Annotated in this window: 27 protein-coding genes; 14 read left to right on the top strand and 13 right to left on the bottom strand. The window is 49.3% G+C overall.

The window, feature by feature from the left end; genetic code table 11:
- Nucleotides 1-20: 20 nt before the first annotated feature.
- The 4 genes from msrC to htpX all read left to right on the top strand — a co-directional run bounded on the left by msrC (nt 21) and on the right by htpX (nt 4,454).
- Nucleotides 21-518, top strand: a complete 498-nt coding sequence (gene msrC, locus A7589_RS08325; protein WP_001043882.1) for a free L-methionine (R)-S-oxide reductase MsrC — start codon at nt 21-23, stop codon at nt 516-518.
- A 96-nt stretch (nt 519-614) separates the two neighbouring features.
- Entirely contained in the window at nt 615-1,313 is a 699-nt protein-coding gene (gene proQ, locus A7589_RS08320; protein WP_000431380.1) for an RNA chaperone ProQ, read from the top strand.
- Between the two features lie 19 nt (nt 1,314-1,332).
- Nucleotides 1,333-3,381, top strand: a complete 2,049-nt coding sequence (gene prc, locus A7589_RS08315) for a carboxy terminal-processing peptidase (RefSeq protein ID WP_108188801.1) — start codon at nt 1,333-1,335, stop codon at nt 3,379-3,381.
- A 191-nt stretch (nt 3,382-3,572) separates the two neighbouring features.
- Nucleotides 3,573-4,454 (top strand): protease HtpX, encoded by an 882-nt coding sequence (htpX, locus tag A7589_RS08310; RefSeq protein ID WP_000984501.1) that lies wholly within the window; start codon nt 3,573-3,575, stop codon nt 4,452-4,454.
- Nucleotides 4,455-4,499: 45 nt separating this feature from the next.
- On the opposite strand, the gene A7589_RS08305 is transcribed toward htpX, so the two are convergent.
- Nucleotides 4,500-5,873 (bottom strand): MFS transporter, encoded by a 1,374-nt coding sequence (locus A7589_RS08305; protein WP_108188800.1) that lies wholly within the window; start codon nt 5,871-5,873, stop codon nt 4,500-4,502.
- Nucleotides 5,874-6,049: 176 nt separating this feature from the next.
- On the opposite strand from A7589_RS08305, the gene kdgR reads away from it, so the two are divergent.
- On the top strand, nt 6,050-6,841 hold the full coding sequence (gene kdgR / locus A7589_RS08300; RefSeq protein WP_001262206.1) for a DNA-binding transcriptional regulator KdgR: 792 nt from the start codon (nt 6,050-6,052) through the stop codon (nt 6,839-6,841).
- A 141-nt stretch (nt 6,842-6,982) separates the two neighbouring features.
- On the opposite strand, the gene A7589_RS08295 is transcribed toward kdgR, so the two are convergent.
- Nucleotides 6,983-7,222: a YobH family protein gene (locus tag A7589_RS08295; RefSeq protein WP_001211003.1), complete on the bottom strand. Its 240-nt coding sequence runs from the start codon at nt 7,220-7,222 to the stop codon at nt 6,983-6,985.
- A 157-nt stretch (nt 7,223-7,379) separates the two neighbouring features.
- Here A7589_RS08295 and mgrB point away from each other — a divergent pair, with 157 nt between their 5' ends.
- The 5 genes from mgrB (at nt 7,380) to rlmA (ending at nt 9,892) form a co-directional block, all read left to right on the top strand.
- Nucleotides 7,380-7,523, top strand: coding sequence for a PhoP/PhoQ regulatory lipoprotein MgrB (gene mgrB / locus A7589_RS08290; protein ID WP_000714530.1), 144 nt, complete (start codon nt 7,380-7,382; stop codon nt 7,521-7,523).
- 74 nt (nt 7,524-7,597) lie between these two features.
- Nucleotides 7,598-7,885 (top strand): YebO family protein, encoded by a 288-nt coding sequence (locus A7589_RS08285; protein WP_001006854.1) that lies wholly within the window; start codon nt 7,598-7,600, stop codon nt 7,883-7,885.
- Nucleotides 7,886-8,551: 666 nt separating this feature from the next.
- Entirely contained in the window at nt 8,552-8,668 is a 117-nt protein-coding gene (locus A7589_RS08275; protein WP_032141266.1) for a DUF2627 domain-containing protein, read from the top strand.
- A 39-nt stretch (nt 8,669-8,707) separates the two neighbouring features.
- Nucleotides 8,708-8,917 (top strand): transcription antiterminator/RNA stability regulator CspE, encoded by a 210-nt coding sequence (cspE, locus tag A7589_RS08270; protein ID WP_001062678.1) that lies wholly within the window; start codon nt 8,708-8,710, stop codon nt 8,915-8,917.
- Nucleotides 8,918-9,082: 165 nt separating this feature from the next.
- Nucleotides 9,083-9,892 carry a 23S rRNA (guanine(745)-N(1))-methyltransferase gene (gene rlmA / locus A7589_RS08265; protein ID WP_000010100.1) on the top strand — a complete coding sequence of 270 codons (810 nt, stop codon included), beginning with the start codon at nt 9,083-9,085 and terminating at the stop codon, nt 9,890-9,892.
- Here the strand turns inward: rlmA and mntP are convergent.
- The 5 genes from mntP to manX all read right to left on the bottom strand — a co-directional run bounded on the left by mntP (nt 9,889) and on the right by manX (nt 14,083).
- On the bottom strand, nt 9,889-10,455 hold the full coding sequence (mntP, locus tag A7589_RS08260) for a manganese efflux pump MntP (RefSeq protein ID WP_016235190.1): 567 nt from the start codon (nt 10,453-10,455) through the stop codon (nt 9,889-9,891). The two genes, rlmA and mntP, sit on opposite strands and share 4 nt — an antisense overlap.
- 416 nt (nt 10,456-10,871) lie before the next feature.
- Complete coding sequence (locus A7589_RS08250; protein ID WP_000156264.1) at nt 10,872-11,330, bottom strand: DUF986 family protein; 459 nt, start codon at nt 11,328-11,330, stop codon at nt 10,872-10,874.
- Nucleotides 11,331-11,384: 54 nt separating this feature from the next.
- Complete coding sequence (manZ, locus tag A7589_RS08245; RefSeq protein WP_001516270.1) at nt 11,385-12,236, bottom strand: PTS mannose transporter subunit IID; 852 nt, start codon at nt 12,234-12,236, stop codon at nt 11,385-11,387.
- Between the two features lie 12 nt (nt 12,237-12,248).
- A complete protein-coding gene (gene manY, locus A7589_RS08240; RefSeq protein ID WP_000406930.1) occupies nt 12,249-13,049 on the bottom strand; it encodes a PTS mannose transporter subunit IIC in 801 nt (266 codons plus the stop codon).
- Nucleotides 13,050-13,111: 62 nt separating this feature from the next.
- On the bottom strand, nt 13,112-14,083 hold the full coding sequence (gene manX / locus A7589_RS08235; protein ID WP_000150535.1) for a PTS mannose transporter subunit IIAB: 972 nt from the start codon (nt 14,081-14,083) through the stop codon (nt 13,112-13,114).
- Between the two features lie 316 nt (nt 14,084-14,399).
- Between manX and A7589_RS23490 the strand changes: the two genes are divergently transcribed.
- Entirely contained in the window at nt 14,400-14,558 is a 159-nt protein-coding gene (locus A7589_RS23490; RefSeq protein WP_272941839.1) for a protein YoaL, read from the top strand.
- Nucleotides 14,546-16,102, top strand: coding sequence for a CNNM family cation transport protein YoaE (gene yoaE, locus A7589_RS08220; protein WP_000394977.1), 1,557 nt, complete (start codon nt 14,546-14,548; stop codon nt 16,100-16,102). Before A7589_RS23490 ends, yoaE begins: the two co-directional genes overlap by 13 nt.
- 3 nt (nt 16,103-16,105) lie before the next feature.
- Here the strand turns inward: yoaE and pdeD are convergent, their stop codons facing one another.
- The 4 genes from pdeD to pabB form a co-directional block, all read right to left on the bottom strand.
- On the bottom strand, nt 16,106-17,704 hold the full coding sequence (gene pdeD / locus A7589_RS08215) for a cyclic di-3',5'-guanosine monophosphate phosphodiesterase PdeD (protein ID WP_010354183.1): 1,599 nt from the start codon (nt 17,702-17,704) through the stop codon (nt 16,106-16,108).
- Between the two features lie 129 nt (nt 17,705-17,833).
- Nucleotides 17,834-19,198, bottom strand: a complete 1,365-nt coding sequence (gene sdaA / locus A7589_RS08210) for an L-serine ammonia-lyase (protein ID WP_000624293.1) — start codon at nt 19,196-19,198, stop codon at nt 17,834-17,836.
- Nucleotides 19,199-19,381: 183 nt separating this feature from the next.
- Nucleotides 19,382-19,960 carry a CoA pyrophosphatase gene (locus A7589_RS08205; protein ID WP_000386576.1) on the bottom strand — a complete coding sequence of 193 codons (579 nt, stop codon included), beginning with the start codon at nt 19,958-19,960 and terminating at the stop codon, nt 19,382-19,384.
- A 3-nt stretch (nt 19,961-19,963) separates the two neighbouring features.
- Nucleotides 19,964-21,325: an aminodeoxychorismate synthase component 1 gene (pabB, locus tag A7589_RS08200; RefSeq protein WP_108188799.1), complete on the bottom strand. Its 1,362-nt coding sequence runs from the start codon at nt 21,323-21,325 to the stop codon at nt 19,964-19,966.
- 73 nt (nt 21,326-21,398) lie between these two features.
- Here pabB and A7589_RS08195 point away from each other — a divergent pair, with 73 nt between their 5' ends.
- On the top strand, nt 21,399-21,578 hold the full coding sequence (locus A7589_RS08195; protein ID WP_000457334.1) for a YoaH family protein: 180 nt from the start codon (nt 21,399-21,401) through the stop codon (nt 21,576-21,578).
- A 185-nt stretch (nt 21,579-21,763) separates the two neighbouring features.
- Here A7589_RS08195 and A7589_RS08190 read toward each other — a convergent pair whose 3' ends face one another.
- Together A7589_RS08190 and A7589_RS08185 are read right to left on the bottom strand one after the other, a co-directional pair.
- Complete coding sequence (locus tag A7589_RS08190; RefSeq protein WP_001111982.1) at nt 21,764-22,063, bottom strand: DUF1889 family protein; 300 nt, start codon at nt 22,061-22,063, stop codon at nt 21,764-21,766.
- A gap of 441 nt (nt 22,064-22,504) precedes the next feature.
- Nucleotides 22,505-22,849, bottom strand: coding sequence for a RidA family protein (locus A7589_RS08185; RefSeq protein WP_024191110.1), 345 nt, complete (start codon nt 22,847-22,849; stop codon nt 22,505-22,507).
- Between the two features lie 131 nt (nt 22,850-22,980).
- On the opposite strand from A7589_RS08185, the gene yoaA reads away from it, so the two are divergent.
- Nucleotides 22,981-24,891: a DNA repair helicase YoaA gene (gene yoaA, locus A7589_RS08180; RefSeq protein WP_108188798.1), complete on the top strand. Its 1,911-nt coding sequence runs from the start codon at nt 22,981-22,983 to the stop codon at nt 24,889-24,891.
- The last annotated feature ends 21 nt before the right edge of the window (nt 24,892-24,912 follow it).

The raw sequence follows: 24,912 nt of genomic DNA, 5'->3' as shown, positions 1-24,912 counted from the left end.
GACAACCAAGTGATTATATAATGAACAAAACAGAATTTTACGCGGACTTAAACCGCGACTTTAATGCGCTGATGGCGGGAGAAACCAGTTTTCTGGCAACGCTGGCAAACACCAGCGCGTTGTTATACGAACGTCTGACAGACGTAAACTGGGCCGGTTTTTATTTACTTGAGGACGATACGCTGGTGCTCGGACCATTTCAGGGCAAAATTGCCTGTGTACGGATCCCCGTCGGGCGCGGCGTGTGTGGCACTGCGGTTGCCCGCAATCAAGTACAACGAATCGAGGATGTTCACGCTTTTGACGGGCATATTGCCTGTGATGCGGCGAGTAATTCTGAAATTGTCCTGCCGCTGGTGGTGAAAAATCAGATTATTGGTGTTCTCGACATCGACAGTACCGTCTTCGGTCGCTTTACAGACGAGGACGAGCAAGGCTTACGTCAGCTTGTGGCACAGCTTGAAAAGGTGCTTGCAACGACGGATTACAAAAAATTCTTTGCGAGCGTCGCAGGATAATCAACGGATAACGTAGCATTTACTGATGGCGTCATTATAATGACGCCTGTTCATGCCTGCGCTTGTTGGCTACGTCCGTTGTAATCAGGAAATTTCATGGAAAATCAACCTAAGTTGAATAGCAGTAAAGAAGTAATCGCGTTTCTGGCCGAACGTTTTCCCCACTGTTTCAGTGCGGAAGGTGAAGCGCGTCCGCTGAAAATCGGTATTTTTCAGGATTTGGTCGATCGTGTTGCCGGGGAAATGAACCTGAGCAAAACGCAACTGCGATCTGCTTTACGTCTCTACACTTCGAGCTGGCGTTACCTTTACGGTGTTAAACCCGGCGCAACGCGTGTCGATCTTGACGGCAACCCATGCGGTGAGCTGGACGAGCAGCATGTAGAACATGCTCGCAAACAGCTTGAAGAAGCGAAAGCACGCGTTCAGGCTCAGCGTGCTGAACAGCAAGCGAAAAAACGCGAAGCTGCCGCAGCTTCTGGTGAGAAAGAAGATGCACCGCGCCGCGAACGTAAACCACGTCCTGCCGCGCAACGCCGTAAAGAAGGCGCCGAGCGCAAACCTCGCGCGCAAAAACCGGCTGAGAAAGCGCCAAAAACAGTAAAAGCACCTCGCGAAGAACAGCATACCCCGGTTTCTGACATTTCAGCTCTGACTGTCGGACAAGCCCTGAAGGTGAAAGCTGGTCAAAACGCGATGGATGCCACCGTATTAGAAATCACCAAAGACGGCGTCCGCGTCCAACTGAATTCGGGTATGTCTTTGATTGTGCGCGCAGAACACCTGGTGTTCTGAAACGGAGGCCGGGCCAGGCATGAACATGTTTTTTAGGCTTACCGCGTTAGCTGGCCTGCTTGCAATAGCAGGCCAGACCTTCGCTGTAGAAGATATTACGCGTGCTGATCAAATTCCGGTATTAAAGGAAGAGACGCAGCATGCGACTGTGAGTGAGCGCGTAACGTCGCGCTTCACCCGTTCCCATTATCGTCAGTTCGATCTCGATCAGGCGTTCTCGGCCAAAATCTTTGACCGCTACCTGAATTTGCTTGATTACAGCCACAATGTGCTGTTGGCAAGCGATGTTGAACAGTTCGCGAAAAAGAAAACCGAGTTGGGCGATGAACTGCGTTCAGGCAAACTCGACGTTTTCTACGATCTCTACAATCTGGCGCAAAAACGCCGTTTTGAACGTTACCAGTATGCGTTGTCGGTACTGGAAAAGCCGATGGATTTCACCGGCAACGACACTTATAACCTTGACCGCAGCAAAGCGCCCTGGCCGAAAAACGAGGCCGAGTTGAACGCGCTGTGGGACAGCAAAGTCAAATTCGACGAGTTAAGTCTGAAGCTAACGGGAAAGACGGATAAAGAAATTCGTGAAACCCTGACTCGCCGCTACAAATTTGCTATTCGTCGTCTGGCGCAAACCAACAGCGAAGATGTTTTCTCGCTGGCAATGACAGCGTTTGCACGCGAAATCGACCCGCATACCAACTACCTTTCTCCGCGCAATACCGAACAGTTCAATACTGAAATGAGTTTGTCGCTGGAAGGTATTGGCGCAGTGCTGCAAATGGATGATGACTACACCGTTATCAATTCAATGGTGGCGGGTGGGCCGGCAGCGAAGAGTAAAGCTATCAGCGTTGGTGACAAAATTGTCGGTGTCGGACAAACCGGTAAACCGATGGTTGATGTGATTGGCTGGCGTCTTGATGATGTCGTTGCCTTAATCAAAGGGCCGAAAGGCAGTAAGGTTCGTCTGGAAATTTTACCTGCGGGTAAAGGAACCAAGACCCGGACAGTAACGCTGACGCGTGAGCGCATTCGTCTGGAAGACCGTGCAGTTAAAATGTCTGTGAAGACTGTCGGCAAAGAAAAAGTCGGTGTGCTGGATATTCCGGGCTTCTATGTTGGCTTGACGGACGATGTCAAAGTTCAACTGCAGAAACTGGAAAAACAAAATGTCAGCAGTGTCATTATCGACCTGCGTAGTAACGGTGGTGGGGCGCTGACTGAAGCCGTATCGCTCTCAGGGCTGTTTATTCCTTCCGGTCCGATTGTGCAGGTTCGTGATAACAACGGCAAGGTTCGCGAAGATAGCGATAACGACGGTCAGGTTTTCTATAAAGGCCCGTTGGTGGTGCTGGTTGACCGTTTCAGTGCTTCGGCTTCGGAAATCTTTGCTGCTGCCATGCAGGATTACGGTCGTGCGCTGGTTGTGGGTGAGCCGACATTCGGTAAAGGCACAGTCCAGCAGCATCGTTCTCTGAACCGCATCTACGATCAGATGTTACGTCCTGAATGGCCGGCGCTGGGTTCAGTACAGTACACAATCCAGAAATTCTATCGCGTTAACGGCGGCAGTACGCAACGTAAAGGCGTAACGCCAGATATCATCATGCCTACGGGCAATGAAGAGACGGAAACCGGTGAGAAATTCGAAGATAACGCGCTGCCGTGGGATAGCATTGACGCTGCAACCTATGTGAAATCAGGAGACTTAACGGCGTTTGAACCGGAGTTGCTGAAGGAACATAATGCGCGTATTGCGAAGGATCCTGAGTTCCAGAACATCATGAAGGATATCGCTCGCTTCAACGCCATGAAGGACAAACGCAACATCGTTTCTCTGAATTACGCTGTGCGTGAAAAAGAGAATAACGAAGATGATGCGACGCGTCTGGCGCGGTTGAACGATCGCTTTAAACGCGAAGGAAAACCGGAGTTGAAGAAACTGGACGATCTGCCAAAAGATTACAAGGAGCCAGATCCGTATCTGGATGAAACAGTAAACATCGCGCTTGATTTAGCGCGTCTGGAAAAAGCCAGACCTGCGGAACAGCCCGCTCCCGTCAAGTAACATCAATCAGGCACAAGAAATTGTGCCTGATTTTTTAACAGTGGCAAGATGCCGTAAATCAGATGCTACAAAATGTAAAGTTGTGTCTTTCTGGTGACTTACGCGCTATCCGGACTTGAAAATAGTCACGTAGCCCATACGATGTGGGTATCGCATATTGCGTTTTGTTAAACTGAGGTAAAAAGAAAATTATGATGCGAATCGCGCTCTTCCTGCTAACGAACCTGGCCGTGATGGTCGTTTTCGGGCTGGTACTGAGCCTGACAGGGATACAGTCGAGCAGCGTTCAGGGGCTGATGATTATGGCCTTGCTGTTCGGTTTTGGTGGTTCCTTCGTTTCGCTTCTGATGTCCAAATGGATGGCATTACGATCTGTTGGCGGGGAAGTGATCGAGCAACCGCGTAACGAAAGGGAACGTTGGCTGATCAATACTGTTGCAACCCAGGCGCGTCAGGTTGGGATTGCTATGCCGCAAGTGGCTATCTACCATGCGCCGGATATCAACGCCTTTGCAACCGGTGCGCGCCGTGATGCCTCTCTGGTTGCTGTCAGCACCGGTTTGCTGCAAAACATGAGCCCGGATGAAGCCGAGGCAGTAATCGCTCACGAAATCAGCCACATTGCCAATGGTGATATGGTCACGATGACGCTGATTCAGGGCGTGGTGAACACCTTCGTTATCTTTATTTCTCGTATTCTCGCGCAACTGGCTGCTGGCTTTATGGGCGGTAACCGTGACGAAGGTGAAGAGAGCAACGGCAACCCTCTGATCTACTTTGCTGTCGCGACGGTGCTGGAGCTGGTATTTGGTATTCTGGCGAGCATTATTACCATGTGGTTCTCGCGTCATCGTGAATTCCACGCCGATGCGGGGTCTGCCAAACTGGTTGGGCGTGAAAAAATGATTGCCGCGCTGCAGCGCCTGAAAACCAGCTATGAGCCGCAAGAAGCAACCAGCATGATGGCTTTCTGCATTAATGGTAAATCGAAATCGCTGAGTGAGCTGTTCATGACTCACCCGCCGCTGGATAAACGTATTGAAGCTCTGCGCACGGGTGAATATCTGAAGTAATATGAAGTAAATGCTAAAAAGCGCGTCCTGGTCGACGCGCTTTTTTTATGGCTGAGATCGTGGTTGGGTAATCCGTAACCCACTGACGCAAGCAGCAATCACGGCCAGAATAGCCGCAGTCATCAGCGAGACGTGCGTACCATTATCGCCAAACTGATTTAACATCAGAGCCACCAGAGCCGCGCCGCTACTCTGACCAAGCAGACGAGCTGTGCCTAACATGCCACTGGCACCACCGCTACGTTCGCGAGGGGCGGAGGTGATGATGGTGTGGTTATTGGGTGACTGGAATAAGCCAAATCCGGCGCCGCATAAGACCATTGGCCAGATAATGTTGATATCCGCAGGAGAAGCGGGCAGCAGAACCAGTGAAAACAGACCCGCTGCCATAATGAACAATCCCAAAGCACCAAGTAACCCTGCATGTACGCGTTCTATCAGATAGCCTGCCAGCGGTGCCATCACCATGGTAGCTAAGGGCCACGGTGTCAGGAGTAAACCCGTTTCTACTTCACTGCGCCCAAGCACGGTTTGCAGGTAAAAGGGCAGGGAAACCATTGCCAACATCTGTGCGCAGAAAGAGCAAATAGATGTGCAAATAGAAAGTGAAAACAGCGGAATGCGCAGTAAATCCACCGGTAGCAGCGGTACGGGAAGAGCAAGCTGGCGGCGAATAAAGAAAATACCCACGACAACCATTACCGCCAGTTCCGCAGCAATCAACGTCAGCGATTGCCCCTGAGCGAAACCACTCAACGCAGTAATAAGCAGGCCGAAGGTTAACGCGTTCATCACGGCGCTGGGCAGGTCAAAACGCGGCTTACTGGAGCGAGAACCATTAGGTGGCAGAAAACGCATCGCCAGAAGCAGAGCGATAATACCCAACGGCACGTTGATTAAAAATAACCATTTCCAGGAAGCAAAGGAAAGAATTGCCGCTGCAATTGTCGGACCGGCAGCCGAGGAGACGGCGACAATAAACGAGTTAATTCCCATCCCCCTACCCAGAAAACGCTGCGGGTAGATCAGGCGGATAAGTGCAGTATTGACGCTCATCAGTGCTGCGCCGCCGAAACCTTGTATTACGCGCGCCAGGGTGAGCATTTGCAGCGAATCAGAAAGGGCGCAGAACAGCGAAGACAACAGAAAAACCACCAGACCGCATTTATAAATGCGTCGGTAGCCAAACATATCTCCCAGAAACGAGAATGAGAGCAGAGAGACAACAATGGCGATTTGATAGGCGTTCACTACCCAGATGGAGCTGGCTGGTGTGGCATGAAGGTCTGTGGCGATTGTTAGCAAGGCGACGTTGGCGATAGCGCCGTCGAGGACCGCCATCGAAATACCAATAATAATGGTCAAAATCGCGCCGTATCGCTGAGGCAACGGCAGACCATCGGCCTGAACTTTTGGCATAGGAATTTTATATCTTTTGGTAATAATCAACAGGGTTATGATTCTAGCACTGATATTCACTGCGGATGTCGCAGAATTGTAACTAACCGGCAAAAGATGGATTGCGACCACCCAGGCACGAAATTATAATAAAAAACAGTTCTGATTTTTATAAAACACTCGCAATGAGGTGATAAATGGCTAACGCAGATCTGGATAAACAGCCTGATTCTGTATCTTCTGTACTGAAAGTTTTTGGCATTCTGCAGGCGCTGGGCGAAGAGCGCGAAATAGGGATAACCGAGCTGTCACAGCGCGTCATGATGTCAAAAAGCACCGTTTATCGCTTTTTACAGACCATGAAAACCCTGGGCTATGTGGCGCAGGAAGGGGAGTCGGAGAAATATTCGCTGACGCTAAAATTGTTTGAACTGGGCGCCCGGGCGTTACAAAATGTTGATCTTATTCGTAGCGCAGATATCCAGATGCGTGAGCTTTCCCGCCTGACCAAAGAGACCATCCACCTTGGTGCGCTGGATGAAGACAGCATTGTTTACATCCACAAAATTGACTCTATGTACAATTTGCGCATGTATTCACGGGTTGGTCGTCGTAATCCGCTTTACAGTACTGCGATTGGTAAAGTCTTGCTGGCCTGGCGCGATCGTGATGAAGTGAAGCAAATCCTTGAGGGCGTTGAGTATAAACGCAGTACCGATCGTACCATTACCAGCACGGAAGCGTTATTACCGGTGTTGGATCAGGTGCGCGAGCAAGGTTATGGCGAAGATAACGAAGAGCAGGAAGAGGGACTGCGCTGTATCGCAGTTCCAGTATTTGACCGCTTTGGCGTGGTGATTGCTGGTTTGAGTATTTCCTTCCCGACCCTGCGTTTTTCTGAGGAGCGTTTGCAGGAGTACGTGACTATGCTGCATACGGCGGCGCGTAAAATTTCCTCTCAAATGGGGTATCACGACTATCCGTTCTGATTAGAGGAAGAACCTGTCTGTATAATATTCAGACAGGTTCTGTATTTCGCGTGGGTTAAATAAAGTTACAAATGGCGTAACATAGTACGCTATGGCGATGAATGTGCTTTTTATCTTCGGTTTAAGTAGTTATTTATGCCTTTAACCATTATCTACAACGTTATTGTTTTTACGTAACAGCGGGCAATCTGTTATCCCGAAAAGCCCACTTTTAGTGTGCAGATATTGTACCGTGCTGGTGCCTCTGGCGGTCAGATAGGAACATTGCAAACCTAACCCTGCGGCATTTTCCTTGCTTCCAATCAGAACGCCATATCCGCTTAGTAATAATCCTGTCCATACCAGTGCTATCAACATAATTGTGCGAATAATGAATCGCATTATGACCTCTTCTCTTTTTTGTTCGCCTAATCGTAGCGGTAATATGGGCTGAAGCAAGCGTATAGTTCCGAAAAAGCACGAATATCGACATAGTTAGGCGCTGTTTAACTAACGCATGATAGTTTAATGACATAAGGTAGTTTAAACGGAGACTGGAGTGAAAAAGTTTCGATGGGGCGTTCTGGTTGTCGCTGTGCTGGCTTGCTTGCTGCTATGGGCACAGGTATTCAATATGATGTGCGATCAGGATGTACAATTTTTCAACGGAATTTGTACCATCAATCAATTTATCCCATGGTGATATCATTTTTTCAACGGTAGATTTCCTTCCTGTGTGGCAGTGGTAGAATGGCGCCTCTACTTAGAGGTGGTGAAATGAACGAAGTTGTAAATTCAGGCGTGATGAACATTGCGTCTTTGGTTGTATCGGTGGTTGTTCTCGCTATTGGGCTCATCTTGTGGTTTTTCATCAACCGTGCCAGTTCACGGACTAACGAACAGATTGAACTTCTTGAGGCATTGCTGGATCAGCAAAAACGGCAAAATGCGCTGTTACGTCGTTTGTGCGAAGCAAGCGAACCTGAAAAAACGAATGCCAGTGCTGCTGAGAACCAAAAAGCTGCTGAAGATGACGATATCATCCGTCTGGTAGCTGAACGGTAATTCTTCCTCAAATTTGAGTAACCCAGGTGCAGACGGGTTACTCATCTTATCATTCATATATGCACTATAGTGGTGCAATTGATTCAAATTAATACTCTGGTCTGACTTCAATTATTTATCGTGTTATTTATTTCATAATATCGATATCAGAAAAAGATATTTACCTCACTAAGTCATTGGGATGTTTACATCGGAATAGTGATCAATCACGGTATTGTTTATTAGCGAAACGTTTCTCTTCTCACTTTTTAGTAATTCATCAATTTTTCTTATTTTAAAATAATAATATGCCTTAAGTATAGTTTCTTCATTGTGTTCGTGTTTGTTGTTAACTGACTGTTTTGTGAGGTGAATTTATATAATATTTTATTCGTTATATATCATAAAAAGTGATATCGCTCGCATAGCGTAATAAGTTGTAGTGCTGCTCTGGAAGAACTGAAGTTATTGAACTATGTTAGAAACTGCATCAGGTCAAGTATCTGTTTGTAATGGTATGGTTAAGTGCATCAATATATCGGCACGTATTCCGTTGCATAAATGTGCAAAAAAGTGGAAGGCGTATCGAGATTTGTGCGGCTGATCGAGACATGTTTAAAAATGGCTTGCCATAATTAACGTTGTATGTGATAACAGTTTCGGGTTAAACGAGGTACAGTTCTGTTTATGTGTGGCATTTTCAGTAAAGAAGTCCTGAGTAAACACGTTGTCGTTGAATACCGCTTCTCTGCCGAGCCTTATATTAGTGCCTCATGCAGTAATGTGTCAGTTTTATCTCTGTAATGCCTGCGGGCGAAGAAAACAATCTAAGGAATTTTTCAAATGGCAAAGATTAAAGGTCAGGTTAAGTGGTTCAACGAGTCTAAAGGTTTTGGCTTCATTACTCCGGCTGATGGCAGCAAAGATGTATTCGTACACTTTTCCGCTATTCAGGGTAATGGCTTCAAAACTCTGGCCGAAGGCCAGAACGTTGAGTTCGAAATTCAGGACGGCCAGAAAGGTCCGGCAGCTGTTAACGTAACAGCAATCTGATCGAAACCACTGATCTGAAGTGTAAACGCGCTTCAATCTCGCTATAAAGCCTCGTCTAAATGCGAGGCTTTTTACTTTGTTTTATTCACGCTCTTGCCTGCGGATATTTGCCCGACGCGCAATTCGCGTTACACTTGCGGCCTTTAGTATCCTGCCGGAGTTGTCATGTCGTTTTCCTGTCCACTTTGTCATCAGCCGCTATCGCTTGAAAAAAACAGCTATATCTGTCCCCAACGGCATCAATTTGATATGGCGAAAGAGGGATATGTTAATTTGCTGCCCGTTCAGCATAAACGATCCCGCGATCCGGGCGACAGTGCGGAAATGATGCAAGCGCGGCGCACATTTTTAGATGCCGGCCATTATCAACCGCTTCGTGATGCGATAGTCGCTCAATTGTGTGTTTGTCTTGATGAGCACGCAACGGCAATACTGGATATTGGCTGTGGGGAAGGGTATTACACTCATGCTTTTGCCGAGGCATTGCCGGGTGTGACTACTTTTGGTCTGGATGTCTCTAAGGTTGCGATTAAAGCTGCGGCGAAACGTTATCAGCAGGTTACCTTTTGTGTCGCTTCCAGCCACCGTCTGCCGTTTTCTGATACCAGTATGGATGCCATTGTCCGTATCTACGCGCCGTGCAAAGCAGAAGAATTAGCGCGCGTGGTCAAACCGGGAGGATGGGTCATTACCGCTACCCCGGGACCACGACATTTAATGGAGCTGAAGGGGCTGATTTACGACGAAGTACATCTACATGCGCCCCATACGGAACAACTGGAAGGTTTTACATTACAGCAGAGCGATGAATTGTGTTATCCGATGCGCCTGCGCGGAGATGAGGCCATTGCGTTGTTACAGATGACTCCGTTTGCCTGGCGCGCCAAGCCAGAAGTCTGGCAAACGCTGGCGGCAAAAGAAGAATTTGATTGCCAGACGGACTTTAATATTCACATCTGGCAACGAAAAAATTAGCCGTGGTAGTGCGTCCAGAGGATCTGGGCGCCAATGCCAATAAGCACCAGCCCGCCAAGAATTTCCGCTTTTTTCCCAATAATTGAACCGATAAAGCGACCCACCATCATACCTAATGTTGACATGATCAAGGTGGCGCAGCCAATCGCCAGAGCAGTAGCAATAATATTAACTTGCAGGAAGGCCAGACCAACACCAACCGCCATGGCATCCAGACTGGTGGCAATTGCGGTAGTTACCAGCAACCAGAAACCGTGACGACGACGCGGTTCTTCATCCTCATCGTCTCCACCACGAAAACCCTCAATAATCATTCGCCCGCCGAGAAATATCAGCAGTACAAACGCAATCCAGTGGTTCCACTCGAGAACAAAACGGCTGGCTAACATGCCCATACCCCAGCCAATCAGCGGCGTCAGCGTTTCGACGGCACCAAAAATAAGGCCAGTTCGCAGGGCTTCAGAAAATTTCGGTTTATGGAGGGTGGCACCTTTACCGATTGATGCAGCAAAGGCATCCATCGACATACCAAAAGCAAGAAGAACAGTAGCAGTGATATTCATGACAACGTCCTGACCGGGGTATCCATAAAACACATCACCGCCCCCAGCAAACATGCACACATGAACGACAAGAAGCGCCCATGCAGGCATAGCGATTGATGTGCATATGGTCTCGCCTGACTGAAGGTGTTCAGTCCGTACGTGCCACGTTTTGCAACGAGTATGTTGACACGTACATTTCCGGAGTCTGGAAATCGGCTACTCCCCAAATGAGGGCGCAACCTTAACATATTTTGAGAATATAAAACAACTGTTGGAATATATTATTTCATTGCATTATTGATAACGATTTTCATTTAGATTTATATATCAATAAAACGTTAAAATAAATAACAAATAAGGGAATGGATAATATAGCTGAAGCTATGTCTGGTCATTAAGAATACACTAAACATAGCTTCGACTAAATCTATAACTTATTGAGTAGACACGAGAAGTTTATAAATCTTTTCCAGATCGTCGATATTTCGAACGCGGATTAACAAACGGCGCTGTTCTAATTGCATAACCAGTACGCCATCTTCCGATAAGTTCATCGCTTTAATTCGGCGATATTCAATCCAGACATTGGCGAAGAAAAAACCTTGCTGTTTAAAAATGATTTTCGGAACCCGGATCCAGAAAATATAAAAGCCCATTAGCGCCAGTGTACTTAATAACCAAGTGGTTATTTGTGCGCCATGGTTGGTCACATTGTTATAGATAAGAATGACAATCAGCCCGACGAAGATAACGCTATCTATGCGACCGCGCCGGAGCAAAGGAATTGCCAGCAGGGTGGGGCCGTTGCGTCGGGGCATGATGAACTGATCGTATATCGCAAAGGCAAGTAGTGCGGCGATGAACAGAATCAGTACCAGATCCGTGATTGTCATTAATCCTCCAGATAAAAAAACGGGGCCAATAGGCCCCGGTAGTGTACAACAGTATTACAGTCCCAGCAGGCCGCAAGCGTAACCAGCGATACCGATGACGAAGAAGCCAACGATGATCCACAGAGGGTTAACTTTTTTGCGCAGCAGCCACATACAGGCGAAGGTCAGCAACAGCGGCACCAGGCCTGGCATTAACTGGTCAAGAATGGTCTGAACAGTGGTAACGTGCTCTTTACCCGTCTGGTCGGTGATGCGAGAGACAACCAGCGGGATGTTGACATGTGTCCACTTGTTAACCAATGCCCCCATGACAAACAGGCCGAGAATAGACGCCCCTTCCGTCAGTTTTTGCAGGAAGCCGCCACCCATATCTTTAACGATATCGATACCTTTGGAGTAACCATACGCTACGCCGTAGTAACGGGTTGCCAGACGTACCAGGTTAAACAGGATAAAGAACAGCAGCGGACCTAACAGGCTGCCGCTCATCGCGATCCCGGCACCCAGCGCCGCGAATACCGGACGTACCGTACCCCAGAATATTGGGTCGCCCACGCCTGCCAGCGGCCCCATCAGACCTACTTTGATACCGTTGATAGCACCGTCGTCGATCTCTGCGCCGTTAGCACGCTGTTCTTCCAGCGCCAGGGTTACGCCGAGGATTGGCGCCGCCACAAACGGTTGGGTGTTAAAGAATTCGAGGTGACGTTTAATCGCCTGTTTACGGGCATCGTTGTTCTCAGGGTAGAGGCGACGAATCGCCGGAACCATAGAGAAGCAGAAACCCAGTGCCTGCATACGTTCGAAGTTCCATGAACCCTGGAAAAGGTTAGAACGCAGGAAGACGCCACGAATATCACTCGGAGTGAGTTTTTTCTCGGTGGTAGTTTTAGTTGTATCAACCATTTCGCTCACCTGTTAGTCCAGTTCGTTATCGAGATCGTTGTTACCAGCAGCCTGAACAGGCGCACCGGCTACGCGGTTATATTTCGGGCTAAGTTGGATGTAGAGCACTGCCATAACAGTACCAATCACACCCAGAGCAACCAGGTTAAAGTTGGTGAATGCGGCGGTTACGAAGCCGAGGTAGAAGAACGGCATCAGGTAGCCTGCACGCATCATGTTGATAACCATTGCATAACCAACCACCACGATCATGCCACCGGCGATATTCAGACCATTAGTCACCACTTCCGGAATGGCGTTCAGCATGTTCTGAACTTCACTGGTGCCTACAGACAGCGCAACAATCACGGCTGGGATAGCCACACGCATCGCTTGCAGGAACAGAGAAGAAACGTGGATCCAGGAAATTGCCGTCAGGTTGCCATTATCAGCCGCCTTATCCGCAGCGTGCTGGAAAGCAACGGTGATGGTACGAACGATGATGGTCAGCACCTGGCCCGCAGCGGCCAGCGGGATTGCCAGCGCGATACCAGCACCGATGCTCTGATGACCGGCGATAACCAGAATGGTAGAAATGATGGAAGCCAGAGCGGCATCAGGCGCAACTGCGGCACCGATATTCATCCAGCCAAGCGCGATCATTTCCAGAGTACCACCGATAATAATACCGGTTTTCATATCGCCAAGAACAATACCCACCAGGGTACAGGCGATTAGCGGACGGTGAAACTGAAATTCATCGAGGATTGATCCCATACCTGCGATACAGGCTACGATAAATACCAGCACAATTTGAAGAGTGGTAATCTCCATTGTACTTCTCCTGTTTACGTAAGACTTAAGTGTGAAAACTGAGTGATAATCAACACAATACGTTACTTATCGATTTTGCTGATCAGATCCATCATTTTCAGTTTCGGATCGGTGGAAACCTTACGGACTTCCAGCTCGATACCACGGGCATTCAGTTTTTTGAACGCTTCGATATCTTTTTCATCAACCGAAACCGCGTTATTCACCTGGGTTTTACCCTGACGGAATGCCATACCGCCAACGTTAACAGAGGTAATTTTCACGCCGCCTTCCACGAGGCGCTCAACATCTGTCGGGTTGGTGAATAACAGCATTACACGTTCGCCAGCATATTTCGGGTTGTTGTAGACGCGGATCATCTTGGCAACATCAACCACGTGTGCTGTTACGCCCGGAGGTGCAACCTGGGTGAGCAGTGTCTTACGAACGGTATCCGCAGCCACTTCATCACTAACAACGATAATACGGGAGACATTGGTTTCTTTAGTCCAGCGGGTAGCGACCTGACCGTGAATCAGACGATCGTCGATACGCGCAAGGCCAATAACCATGTAGTCATTTGGTCCCATTGGTTTTGCAGGAGCGGGAGCCGCTTTTGGTGCTGCGGCAGCGGGCGCTGGTGCGGATTTTTCAACCGGTTTGGCTTTCAGTGCTTTCACGCCTTCACGGCCTGTTTCTACAGCCAGCGCCACCAGTTCATCAAAGCCTGGGTCATCATCACGGGCCATTAACGTCTCCACCAGCATTGGAATGTTAACGCCTGCGATCACTTCATAATGCTCTTTGTCGACGACAATACGGCTGGCAGCATTGAACGGGCTGCCGCCCCATGTATCAACGAGAAACAGCACGCCTTTAGTGGTGTCGAGTTTTGCCAACTGAGCGTTGTACTTTTCGATCAGCGTCTCGGCATTTTCACCTGGAACGAAATCGATCCAGCCGACGTTTTCCTGCTCGCCTAACAGCATCTCTGCCGTTTTAAGCAACTGCTCTGCAGCCCAACCATGTGTGCCTATAACAATAGCAATGGTCACTTGCTACCTCCTTTATTATTGTTAACACCTCAACGTGCCAGATGTATTTTTTGAATCGTCGTCCACAATCGAATCGATTCAGATAAGGGTTACAACCAAAAACCCCTGCGTTTCGCGATTTATTTTAGATAGCGAAAAAAATATTTTATGTGATGAAGATCCGTAATTTAACTTTGGATTAGCAAAATTCCGAAAGGTAAAATATCCTCGTTACATTCGTTTGCAAAGGAAGGTAAATCTTTGCCAAATCAGAGTTCTCTCTGATATGTTTAACTCCCGTTTAACAATCAAGGAGTATGGGGCAGCAGCCCGCAGTATGGATCGTCACCGACGTCATTTCAGCATCAGGCCTTTCAGCGCCTGCCTTTCTGGCATTTTTTGCCGCACCTTTTGTTTGCATTTTGTCGTTACGCCTGCATTATTTCTGGCGCCGAATAGCTATTCCTTAAGCAGGAGCTTGTCATGGAATTCTTAATGGACCCCTCGATTTGGGCGGGGCTACTCACGCTTGTCGTTCTTGAAATCGTGTTGGGTATCGATAACCTGGTTTTTATCGCCATTCTTGCCGATAAACTGCCGCCAAAACAACGTGATAAAGCACGTTTGTTGGGGCTGTCGCTGGCGCTGATCATGCGTCTGGGACTGTTATCGCTGATTTCATGGATGGTCACCCTGACCAAACCGCTATTTACCGTGATGGATTTTTCCTTCTCCGGCCGCGATCTGATTATGTTGTTCGGGGGGATATTCTTGCTGTTTAAAGCGACAACGGAGCTGCATGAACGGCTGGAAAACCGCGATCATGATTCTGGCCATGGCAAAGGCTATGCCAGTTTCTGGGTGGTCGTAACACAGATTGTCATCCTCGATGCCGTCTTTTCGCTGGATGCGGTGATTACTGCTGTAGGGATGGTCAACCATCTGCCTGTGATGATGGCGGCGGTGGTGATTGCAATGGCGGTCATGTTGCTGGCGTCGAAGCCGCTGACGCGATTCGTTAACCAGCATCCAACGGTAGTGGTGCTCTGTCTGAGCTTCCTGTTAATGATTGGTCTGAGTCTGGTAGCAGAAGGTTTTGGTTTCCACATTCCGAAAGGTTACCTGTATGCCGCGATTGGCTTCTCGATCATTATCGAAGTATTTAACCAAATTGCGCGCCGTAACTTTATTCGTCACCAGTCAACTTTACCGCTGCGTGCACGTACTGCCGATGCCATCCTGCGTTTGATGGGCGGTAAACGTCAGGCGAATGTTCAGCATGATGCGGATAACCCGATGCCGATTCCCGTGCCGGAAGGCGCGTTTGCCGAAGAAGAGCGATACATGATTAACGGTGTACTGACACTGGCGTCGCGCTCTCTGCGCGGAATTATGACGCCGCGCGGCGAAATCAGCTGGGTTGACGCTAACCTTAGTGTCGATGAAATCCGTGAGCAGTTGCTTTCTTCGCCACATAGCCTGTTCCCGGTATGTCGCGGAGAACTGGATGAAATCATCGGTATCGTGCGTGCGAAAGAACTGCTGGTGGCACTGGAAGAGGGCGTTGATGTGGCGGCGATTGCTTCGGCGTCTCCGGCGATTATCGTTCCGGAAACCCTCGATCCGATCAACCTGTTGGGCGTGCTGCGTCGTGCTCGCGGTAGTTTTGTTATCGTTACCAACGAGTTTGGTGTGGTGCAAGGTCTGGTTACTCCTCTGGATGTGCTGGAAGCCATTGCCGGTGAGTTCCCGGACGCTGATGAAACGCCGGAAATTATTACCGACGGCGACGGCTGGCTGGTAAAAGGTGGTACAGACCTCCACGCCTTACAGCAGGCGCTTGATGTTGAGCACCTTGCCGATGACGATGATATCGCGACGGTCGCAGGTCTGGTGATTTCTGCAAATGGTCACATCCCGCGTGCTGGCGATGTGATTAACGTAGGGCCGTTGCATATCACCATTGTTGAAGCTAACGATTATCGTGTTGATCTGGTTCGCATTGTTAAAGAGCAACTGGCGCACGACGAAGACGAATAATCATTAACGAAATCGCATAACGGGCGTGATATGTCCATTATGCCGGGCGGGCGGCGGTTGGCTGCCCGCCAGCCATTTTGGGAAATCACGCAGCGGCATTGGTTGCGCGTACAAATACCCTTGTAAAATATGCACCCCATGACGGCGTAAATATTTTGCCTGTTCTTGCGTTTCTACGCCCTCCGCCACCAGTTCAATATTCAGCCTTTGCCCCAACGCAATGATGATATCGGTTACCGTCGAGTTAACCGCGTCTGAACCAATTGCAGCGGTGAATGACTTATCAATTTTCAGGACGTCAGGGCGTAACGTTTCCAGCCAGGAAAACGAACTGTTGCCGGTGCCGAAATCATCAATCGCCAGTTTGACGTTTTTACGATGCAGTTCGCGGGCAATCCGATAATCAACATCCAGTAGGGCATCGCGCTCGGTTATTTCAAGGATAAGTTGCTGAATCGGGTGAGCACTGAACCAGTACTGATTAAGATCTTTCAACAGCACGCCACGGCGAAAATGGCTGGGAGCGACGTTAATCCCAACGTGAAACTGGCTGCTCATTGGAAAAACGTGGATTTGACGGATGGTTTCCATCATCACATAACGGGTAAGCGGCGCTATCAGGTGATGTTCTTCCGCAATAGGGATAAACACATCCGGCGAGATCCAACCCTGACGAGGGTTATTCCAGCGCAGCAATATCTCTACGCCAATACATTGCTGACTACGTGCGTTTAGTAAAGGTTGACAAAATAGCTCGAACTCATGTTGTGCAAGACCAAGATTAATTTCGCGCGAAAAACTCATTCTGTGTGCGGTTGCCAGCCATGCAACATAACCCACCAGTAAACTCAACAGTACCGCCAGCGGGAGCTGGCTGGGAAGATGGTGCAACGCCAGTTCCGTCGCACCAGGTCCGCTGACGCTAATGGTAAAAGGAAAATTCTGCGATGAAACCTGGTAACGCTCATTGCCATTAAGCGGAGGTAAAGAATCAACCAGGCCGTCATCATAGAGTAAATGGCGATCGGCCACCGTCAGGCTGGCGTTTCTGATTTGCGGCAACTGCGGTTCCAGCAACATCGTCGTCAATAGCTCAATGTTGATCATCTCCAGAACGCCATCACCGCTATGTGATGGCGAGGGATACCACTGGATCAGCACTGGGCTACCTTTAATCAACACGCGATCGGTGGTAAGACGCAGAAGAGCCTGTGGGGCAGGCAAATCGGCCTGGATATCATGAACAGGGACATTTCGATAGCCAAAGATACTGGAGCAATAGAGCGTACCGTTTTGAACCAGGCCAATAGAACGCACGGTTTGCAGTTTGGCGGCCTGCTTGCGTAGAGGCAAATGAGTAACTGAGCAAGGGAGGCCAATCAACGGAAGTAAAAGCTCGCGTCCTTCCTGAAGGGGTTGTAAGACTTTATCCAGCTCTTCAACAGCGTGATTGGCGAAGAGGATCACCCGCTGTTGATTTAAGTTACGCTGTGAAATAAACCGCACGCTTAGTGTCGCCACAAGCGTAAAGAGTGCGCAAATTGTACAAACAATCATTCGATTACGGCGATAGGTTTTAATGATCCGTTGTGCTTTTTGCATGCGGGCCGCCCTGTAAGCGCATGGCAACAAACGCCTGACGCAACAGTGGAAGTGTAGTGGGGAAATTTACAGCAGACGAGAAAGCGGGAGAAATTCGCCCATCCGTTGCAGATGGGCGAAAGAAAAGTATTAGTCACACTGGACTTTAATTGCCAGACCGCCGCGAGAGGTTTCACGGTATTTGGCGTTCATGTCTTTACCCGTTTCGTACATTGTCTCGATGACCTTATCCAGCGAGACGCGCGGTGCACTGGTGCGGCGTAAGGCCATGCGTGCGGCATTGATCGCTTTCACAGAGGCAATGGCGTTACGTTCAATGCACGGCACCTGAACCTGACCTGCAACCGGGTCACAAGTCAGACCAAGGTTGTGTTCCATGCCAATTTCCGCCGCCACGCAAACCTGTTCCGGGCTACCGCCCAACAGTTCTGCAAGACCCGCAGCAGCCATTGAACAGGCAACACCCACTTCGCCCTGACAACCTACTTCAGCACCGGAAATAGAGGCGTTCATTTTATACAAAGCGCCAATTGCCCCGGCCGCCATAAAATAGCGGGTATAGATGTCCGGGCTGACCGATTCAATAAAGTGGTCATAGTAAGCCAGCACTGCCGGAACGATGCCACACGCACCGTTGGTTGGTGCAGTTACCACGCGACCACCCGCAGCGTTTTCTTCGTTTACCGCCAGCGCAAACATATTTACCCAGTCGATGACATTCATCGGATCGTTAGACAGTTTATCGCTGGAAACCAGCATCCGGCGCAGGGCAGACGCACGGCGCGGAACACGCAGCGGGCCAGGCAATACGCCTTCGGTATTCATCCCGCGATCAATACATGCCTGCATGGTTTGCCAGACATGAGCAAAATATTCATCGATCTCTTTTTTGCTGTGCAGCGCCAGTTCGTTTTGCATTGCCAGGCCGGAAAGGGAATAGCCGGTTTCATTGCAGTACGCCAGCAGCTCGGTGGCGGATTTGAACGGATACGGCACGCTCACGTCGTTTGCGGCATCCTGACCAAAATGTTCTTCATCGACGATAAAGCCGCCGCCGATGGAATAATAAGTTTTGCTGTAGACGACTTCATCGCCGTTATAAGCGTGGATTTGCATACCGTTTTCATGCAACGGCAGGTTGCCGTTATGAAAACGCATTCCGTTGTCACGCGGAAAATCCACTTCATGCCGACCCTGCGCCAGCAGCAGGCGTTCGCGCTCTTCTACGTCGCGAATAAAACCGGGAATACTGTCGATATCCACGGTGGCAGGTTCGTTACCTGCAAGACCCATAATAATGGCGATATCGGTATGGTGGCCTTTACCCGTCAGCGACAGTGAACCATAAACGTCCACGGCAACGCGGGTAACGCTATCCAGTAAGCCTTTTTCGACCAGATCATCGACGAACTGTTTACCTGCCTTCATAGGCCCTACGGTATGGGAAGATGAGGGGCCAATCCCCACCTTAAACATGTCGAATAGACTAATCACGATAATACTCCTGACAAGGTGACTGGACTTCCAGTAACGAACTAATAACAACGCATAGTGTAAGAGGGAACGCGGCGACAGGCTTAACTATTCACATGAATTAAACTAATCAAAAACCGCGATTTAACTAATATTGCGATGATTGTCTCAAGTAGTGTTTTGTAGATGTAAAGATAAGTATAGTCAGGATTTCACACCAATTTGCAGCGCCAGCTCACGAATTATGCCTGCGGTCATTCCCCATACAAAATACTGTTCGTACCAGGAAAGCCATACCCGATGTGAATCACCACGGCGGTAGATATCTAACGGGTGATAACGACCCAGATGTAATGCCTGGGCGAGCGGCATTTCAAACACTGCGGAAACTTCATCTTCACTGGCGCGATAAGGTAAATCAGGCGGGATAATGCCGACCACTGGCGTTACCTGGTAGCCAGTTACGCTATCGACAGGCGGCAGCACACCGATAACTTCTACGGCGGAAGGGGGAATAGCGACCTCTTCTTCAGCTTCGCGCAGCGCGGCGGCGATCACTGACACATCAGTATCATCTACAGCACCACCAGGAAACGCCACCTGTCCGGCGTGTTTGCGCAGATGAATCGAACGCTGTGTGAGCAATAACCCCGGCTGCGATCGGCGAACGATGGGGATTAACACGGCAGCCTGACGACGATTTAAGGTTTCCCGGTTTATTTGCGGGCGCAAAAGTTGAAAGCGCGATAAAAAATCATCAAGCGTCAGGCTACGGTAGTCCACGTCTTACTTCTCCAGTTGGCGTAATATCCTATTAACTTTATCAAAAGTTTCCTGATATTCCGCTTCTTCCTGACTATCGGCGACAATACCGCCGCCCGCAGAACAGTAAATTTGACCGTTAATGGCAGTCAGCGTGCGGATGGTGATGCTGGTATCCATATTGCCACAGAAGCTCAAATAGCCAATGCTTCCGCACCAGGCGTTGCGTCGCTGCGGTTCCAGTTCATCGATAATTTCCATTGCCCGTACTTTCGGTGCTCCGGTGATTGAGCCTCCGGGAAAAGCCGCGCGCAGCAGATCGCTGGCATGAAGTTGTTCAGGTAGTTGAGCCATAATGGTGCTCACCAGGTGGTGCACAGCGGGAAAAGGTTCCACCACAAACAGTTTCGGCACTTTGACTGAACCTGGCACAGCAACGCGACCAATATCATTACGCATTAAATCAACAATCATCAGGTTTTCAGCGCGATCTTTTGGCGAGTTCGCCAGTTTTTCTGCCTGTTTGCTATCTTCCTGAGGATCGGGCAGACGCGGCAGTGTGCCTTTAATCGGACGGGTCTGGATCTCACCGTCATCACAAAGAATAAAACGCTCTGGCGAGAGGCTTAAAATTGTGCCTTGTTCCAGGCGCAGGAAGGCACTAAACGGCGCGTGATTGGCCTGATTAAGCTGAACGAATGCCTGCCATTCATCACCGCAATAGGTAGCCTGAAAACGCTGGGCGAGATTCACCTGGTAACAGTCGCCACTGTGCAGATAATCCTGCACCTGACGAAATTTTTCGCCATACTGTTCGCGGTTCATATTAGATTGCCAGGCAGAGGTTAGCGCAAAATCACCCTGCGGTGTGATTTGCTGGTTTTCCAGCCAGGCCAGACGGGCATTGACATCATCATGATTCAGCAAAGAAACAGTCTGGTGCTGGTGGTCGACAATCAGTGCCCAGTCGTAGATACCTACCGCCATATCAGGCAGGTCGATATCTCTCTGTGCCACTTTAGGCAGTGACTCAAAACGGCGACCCAGATCGTAACCAAATAAACCCAGCGCGCCACCCTGAAATGGCAAATCATCGTTATGCGACGGGTGAATGTTTGCACGCTCCAGCGCCTGCTGGAGTACTGTTAACGGATCGTCAGTGGTTGTTGTGCGGGTTTCTCCTTTACACACAACAGTTTCACTGCCGTAAGTTGTTAAGGTGCAAATCGGGTCTGCCACCACAATATCAAAGCGGCTATACGGATGATCGGCATAGCCAGAGTGCAAAAGCATCGCCCACGGCAGGTGGTTTAAGCGGGCAAAATAAAATTCAGCGGCGTCCTGACGCCAGGGTAAAGTAATCACAGCGGGAGATAACGTCTTCATCAGTCCTGACTCTACTGGCTATGTGCCGGGTAGCATGAAATAATTAGCGCCAACAATTTAGCAGGAGTTAACAATGTTTGCAGGTTTACCTTCACTCACCCATGAACAGCAGCAAAAAGCCGTTGAGCGTATTCAGGAACTGATGGCACAGGGGATGAGCAGCGGTCAGGCAATCGCACTGGTAGCCGAAGAGTTACGCGCCAATCATTCCGGCGAGCGGATCGTGGCGCGTTTTGAGGATGAAGATGAGTAATACTATGTTGGTTTCAACAGGGCGCATTATGACAAGCGAACCATTTGGCCCGTAGCGTTTGAACCAGAAAATTGTGGGGCTGTACTGGTTGAATGAATTAAGCAGTGTTTTTGATGGTTAGAAAAAAGGACGCTTTTCTGTGATAAAAAAGCGTCCTGGCTCATTTTTGTTGGTAGAGATTTAACTTATACCAGTGCTTTGAGCTCTTCCTGCATATAAGAGGAGAAGTATTCTGGATTTTTAATCACCACGCGTTCACCAGACTCCATTTTTTTTGCCCATCCCACCATTTTTTCCGTGAATCCAGGATTCCAGCCTTCCTGTTCGGCTCGCGCAGTAATATCGGCGGCACTTGCGGGTACTCCCAGTTCTTTCAAATATTTAAATATTCCCTTCGCCGTACTTTCATTCATAGAGCTGGGGGTTGGTGTTGATATATCCATGGCACCAATAAAATCCAGGGCTTTATCTATTACAGCAGGCATATTCTTGTCCTTAAATTAACCACGTGATCGATAAGGCTATATATGACATTAAATTGCGCCTAATATCAAAAGGATTATAACGATATCTCATTAGTTAACCTGTTGACATTCAGGTATTTTAAAGGTAGCAGGTCATGGCGGGTTATCTAGTGATGTGCCGAAAATTAACAGTGAATCGTAGTGCCCCAGCCAGATTGTTCAGGCAAGGAAGGACAAGAAAGAAAAGCAGCGTAAGTTAATCGAGTGATTAACATAATGGTTTGGTTTTTGCGATTAATATCATTTTTGTATAAATACAATAGGAATCATAAAAATAAATTATCAGCCGGGGTGTTACCCATCTAAAGTAAGATCTTAAGCACTGGCCGATTTGTTCATAATCGACCAGTTTTCCGATAAATTATCGTGTGATTTTTGCCTTGATATAATTATCTTCCGGAATTAGACCGCCGCAATAATTTTAATTTCAACTTTATACTTCGGGTTCATCAATCCCGCTTGTACCGTGCAGCGCACAGGTGCATGACCCGCGACAACCCAGGCGTCCCAGGCTTTATTCATTGCAGCGAAGTCGTTTTTATCGGCCAGGAAAATCGTGGCATCCAGAATACTCGACTTATTGCTGCCCTGTTTTGCCAGCACTGCGTCAATTTGCGCCAGCGTATTCGCGGTCTGCTCAAACGCATCGGCATCGAGGTTTTCCGGTACACCGGTGTAGTAGAGCGTGTTGTTGTGGATCACCACATCAGACCAGCGGGCTTCGGCGTCAATACGAACGATAGTCATCATTTTGTCCTCATCATCATTCCATTTTTGTGCTGCAAAGACTGCCACAATGTAAGGTCGCCGTCACCACTTCAGCTGGCGAAAAGCAACCTGGCCTGACATAATCCCTGTTCAAATCAACAGGGGGTAGTGTGACGGACGATTTTGCACCAGACGGTCAACTGGCGAAAGCGATACCTGGCTTTAAGCCGCGTGAACCACAGCGACAGATGGCGGTAGCCGTCGCTGGGGCGATAGAAAAAAGCCAGCCGCTGGTGGTGGAAGCGGGAACCGGTACAGGCAAAACCTACGCTTATCTTGCCCCTGCGCTGCGGGCGAAAAAGAAAGTCATTATCTCGACCGGCTCTAAAGCATTGCAGGATCAGCTCTACAGCCGCGATTTGCCGACGGTGGCAAAGGCGTTGAAATACACGGGCAACATGGCGTTGCTGAAAGGGCGCTCAAACTATCTCTGCCTCGAACGTCTCGAACAGCAGGCGCTGGCGGGCGGCGATCTGCCGGTACAAATTTTAAGCGATGCGATCCTACTACGCTCCTGGTCTAATCAAACAATCGATGGTGATATCAGCACCTGCGTTAGCGTGGCGGAAGATTCACAGGCGTGGCCGCTGGTCACCAGCACCAACGATAACTGCCTCGGCAGCGACTGCCCGATGTATAAAGATTGCTTTGTGGTCAAAGCACGCAAAAAAGCGATGGATGCCGATGTGGTGGTGGTGAACCATCATCTGTTTCTGGCGGATATGGTGGTGAAAGAGAGTGGTTTTGGCGAACTGATCCCGGAAGCAGACGTCATGATCTTCGACGAAGCCCACCAGTTGCCGGACATTGCCAGCCAGTACTTTGGGCAGTCACTCTCCAGTCGACAATTGCTCGATCTGGCAAAAGACATCACCATCGCCTATCGCACTGAATTAAAAGACACTCAACAGTTGCAAAAGTGCGCCGACCGCCTTGCCCAGAGCGCGCAGGATTTTCGTCTGCAACTCGGTGAGCCGGGTTATCGCGGCAATCTGCGCGAACTGTTAGCTAATCCGCAAATTCAGCGAGCGTTTTTACTGCTCGATGACACCCTTGAACTCTGTTACGACGTGGCGAAATTGTCGCTGGGGCGTTCCGCGTTGTTGGATGCGGCATTTGAACGCGCTACGTTATATCGCACACGACTGAAACGGCTAAAAGAGATCAATCAGCCAGGCTACAGTTACTGGTACGAATGTACTTCGCGCCATTTTACATTGGCGCTGACGCCGCTAAGCGTGGCGGATAAATTCAAAGAATTAATGGAGCAAAAGCCCGGTAGCTGGATCTTTACCTCGGCAACATTGTCGGTGAATGACGATCTGCATCATTTCACCTCGCGGCTTGGGATAGAACAGGCGGAGTCGTTGTTGTTACCCAGCCCGTTTGATTACAGCCGCCAGGCGTTACTCTGTGTGCCGCGTAACCTGCCGCAAACCAATCAACCGGGTTCCGCACGGCAACTGGCGGCAATGCTGCGACCGATCATCGAAGCCAACAATGGTCGTTGTTTTATGCTTTGTACCTCGCACGCCATGATGCGCGATCTGGCTGAGCAATTCCGCGCCACCATGACGCTTCCCGTTTTGTTACAGGGCGAAACCAGCAAAGGGCAACTGTTGCAGCAGTTTGTCAGCGCCGGTAACGCGCTTCTTGTGGCGACCAGCAGTTTCTGGGAAGGGGTGGACGTGCGCGGCGATACGCTGTCGCTGGTGATTATCGACAAGTTGCCGTTTACCTCGCCGGATGACCCACTGTTAAAAGCACGCATGGAAGATTGCCGTTTGCGCGGTGGTGACCCGTTCGATGAAGTGCAGCTCCCGGATGCGGTCATTACTCTCAAGCAGGGCGTAGGGCGACTGATTCGCGATGCCGACGATCGTGGCGTGCTGGTGATTTGTGACAATCGACTGGTGATGCGTCCTTACGGTGCAACGTTCCTCGCCAGCCTGCCGCCCGCGCCGCGTACCCGTGACATTGCCCGTGCGGTTCGCTTCCTTGCGATACCATCCTCCAGGTAATTTGTTATTGAGTATGGTATG

Source organism: Escherichia sp. MOD1-EC6475 (assembly GCF_003046645.1).
GTDB lineage: Bacteria > Pseudomonadota > Gammaproteobacteria > Enterobacterales > Enterobacteriaceae > Escherichia > Escherichia ruysiae.
Note: the sequence above shows the minus strand (reverse complement) of the source record. Positions and strands in the feature narration are given on the sequence as shown.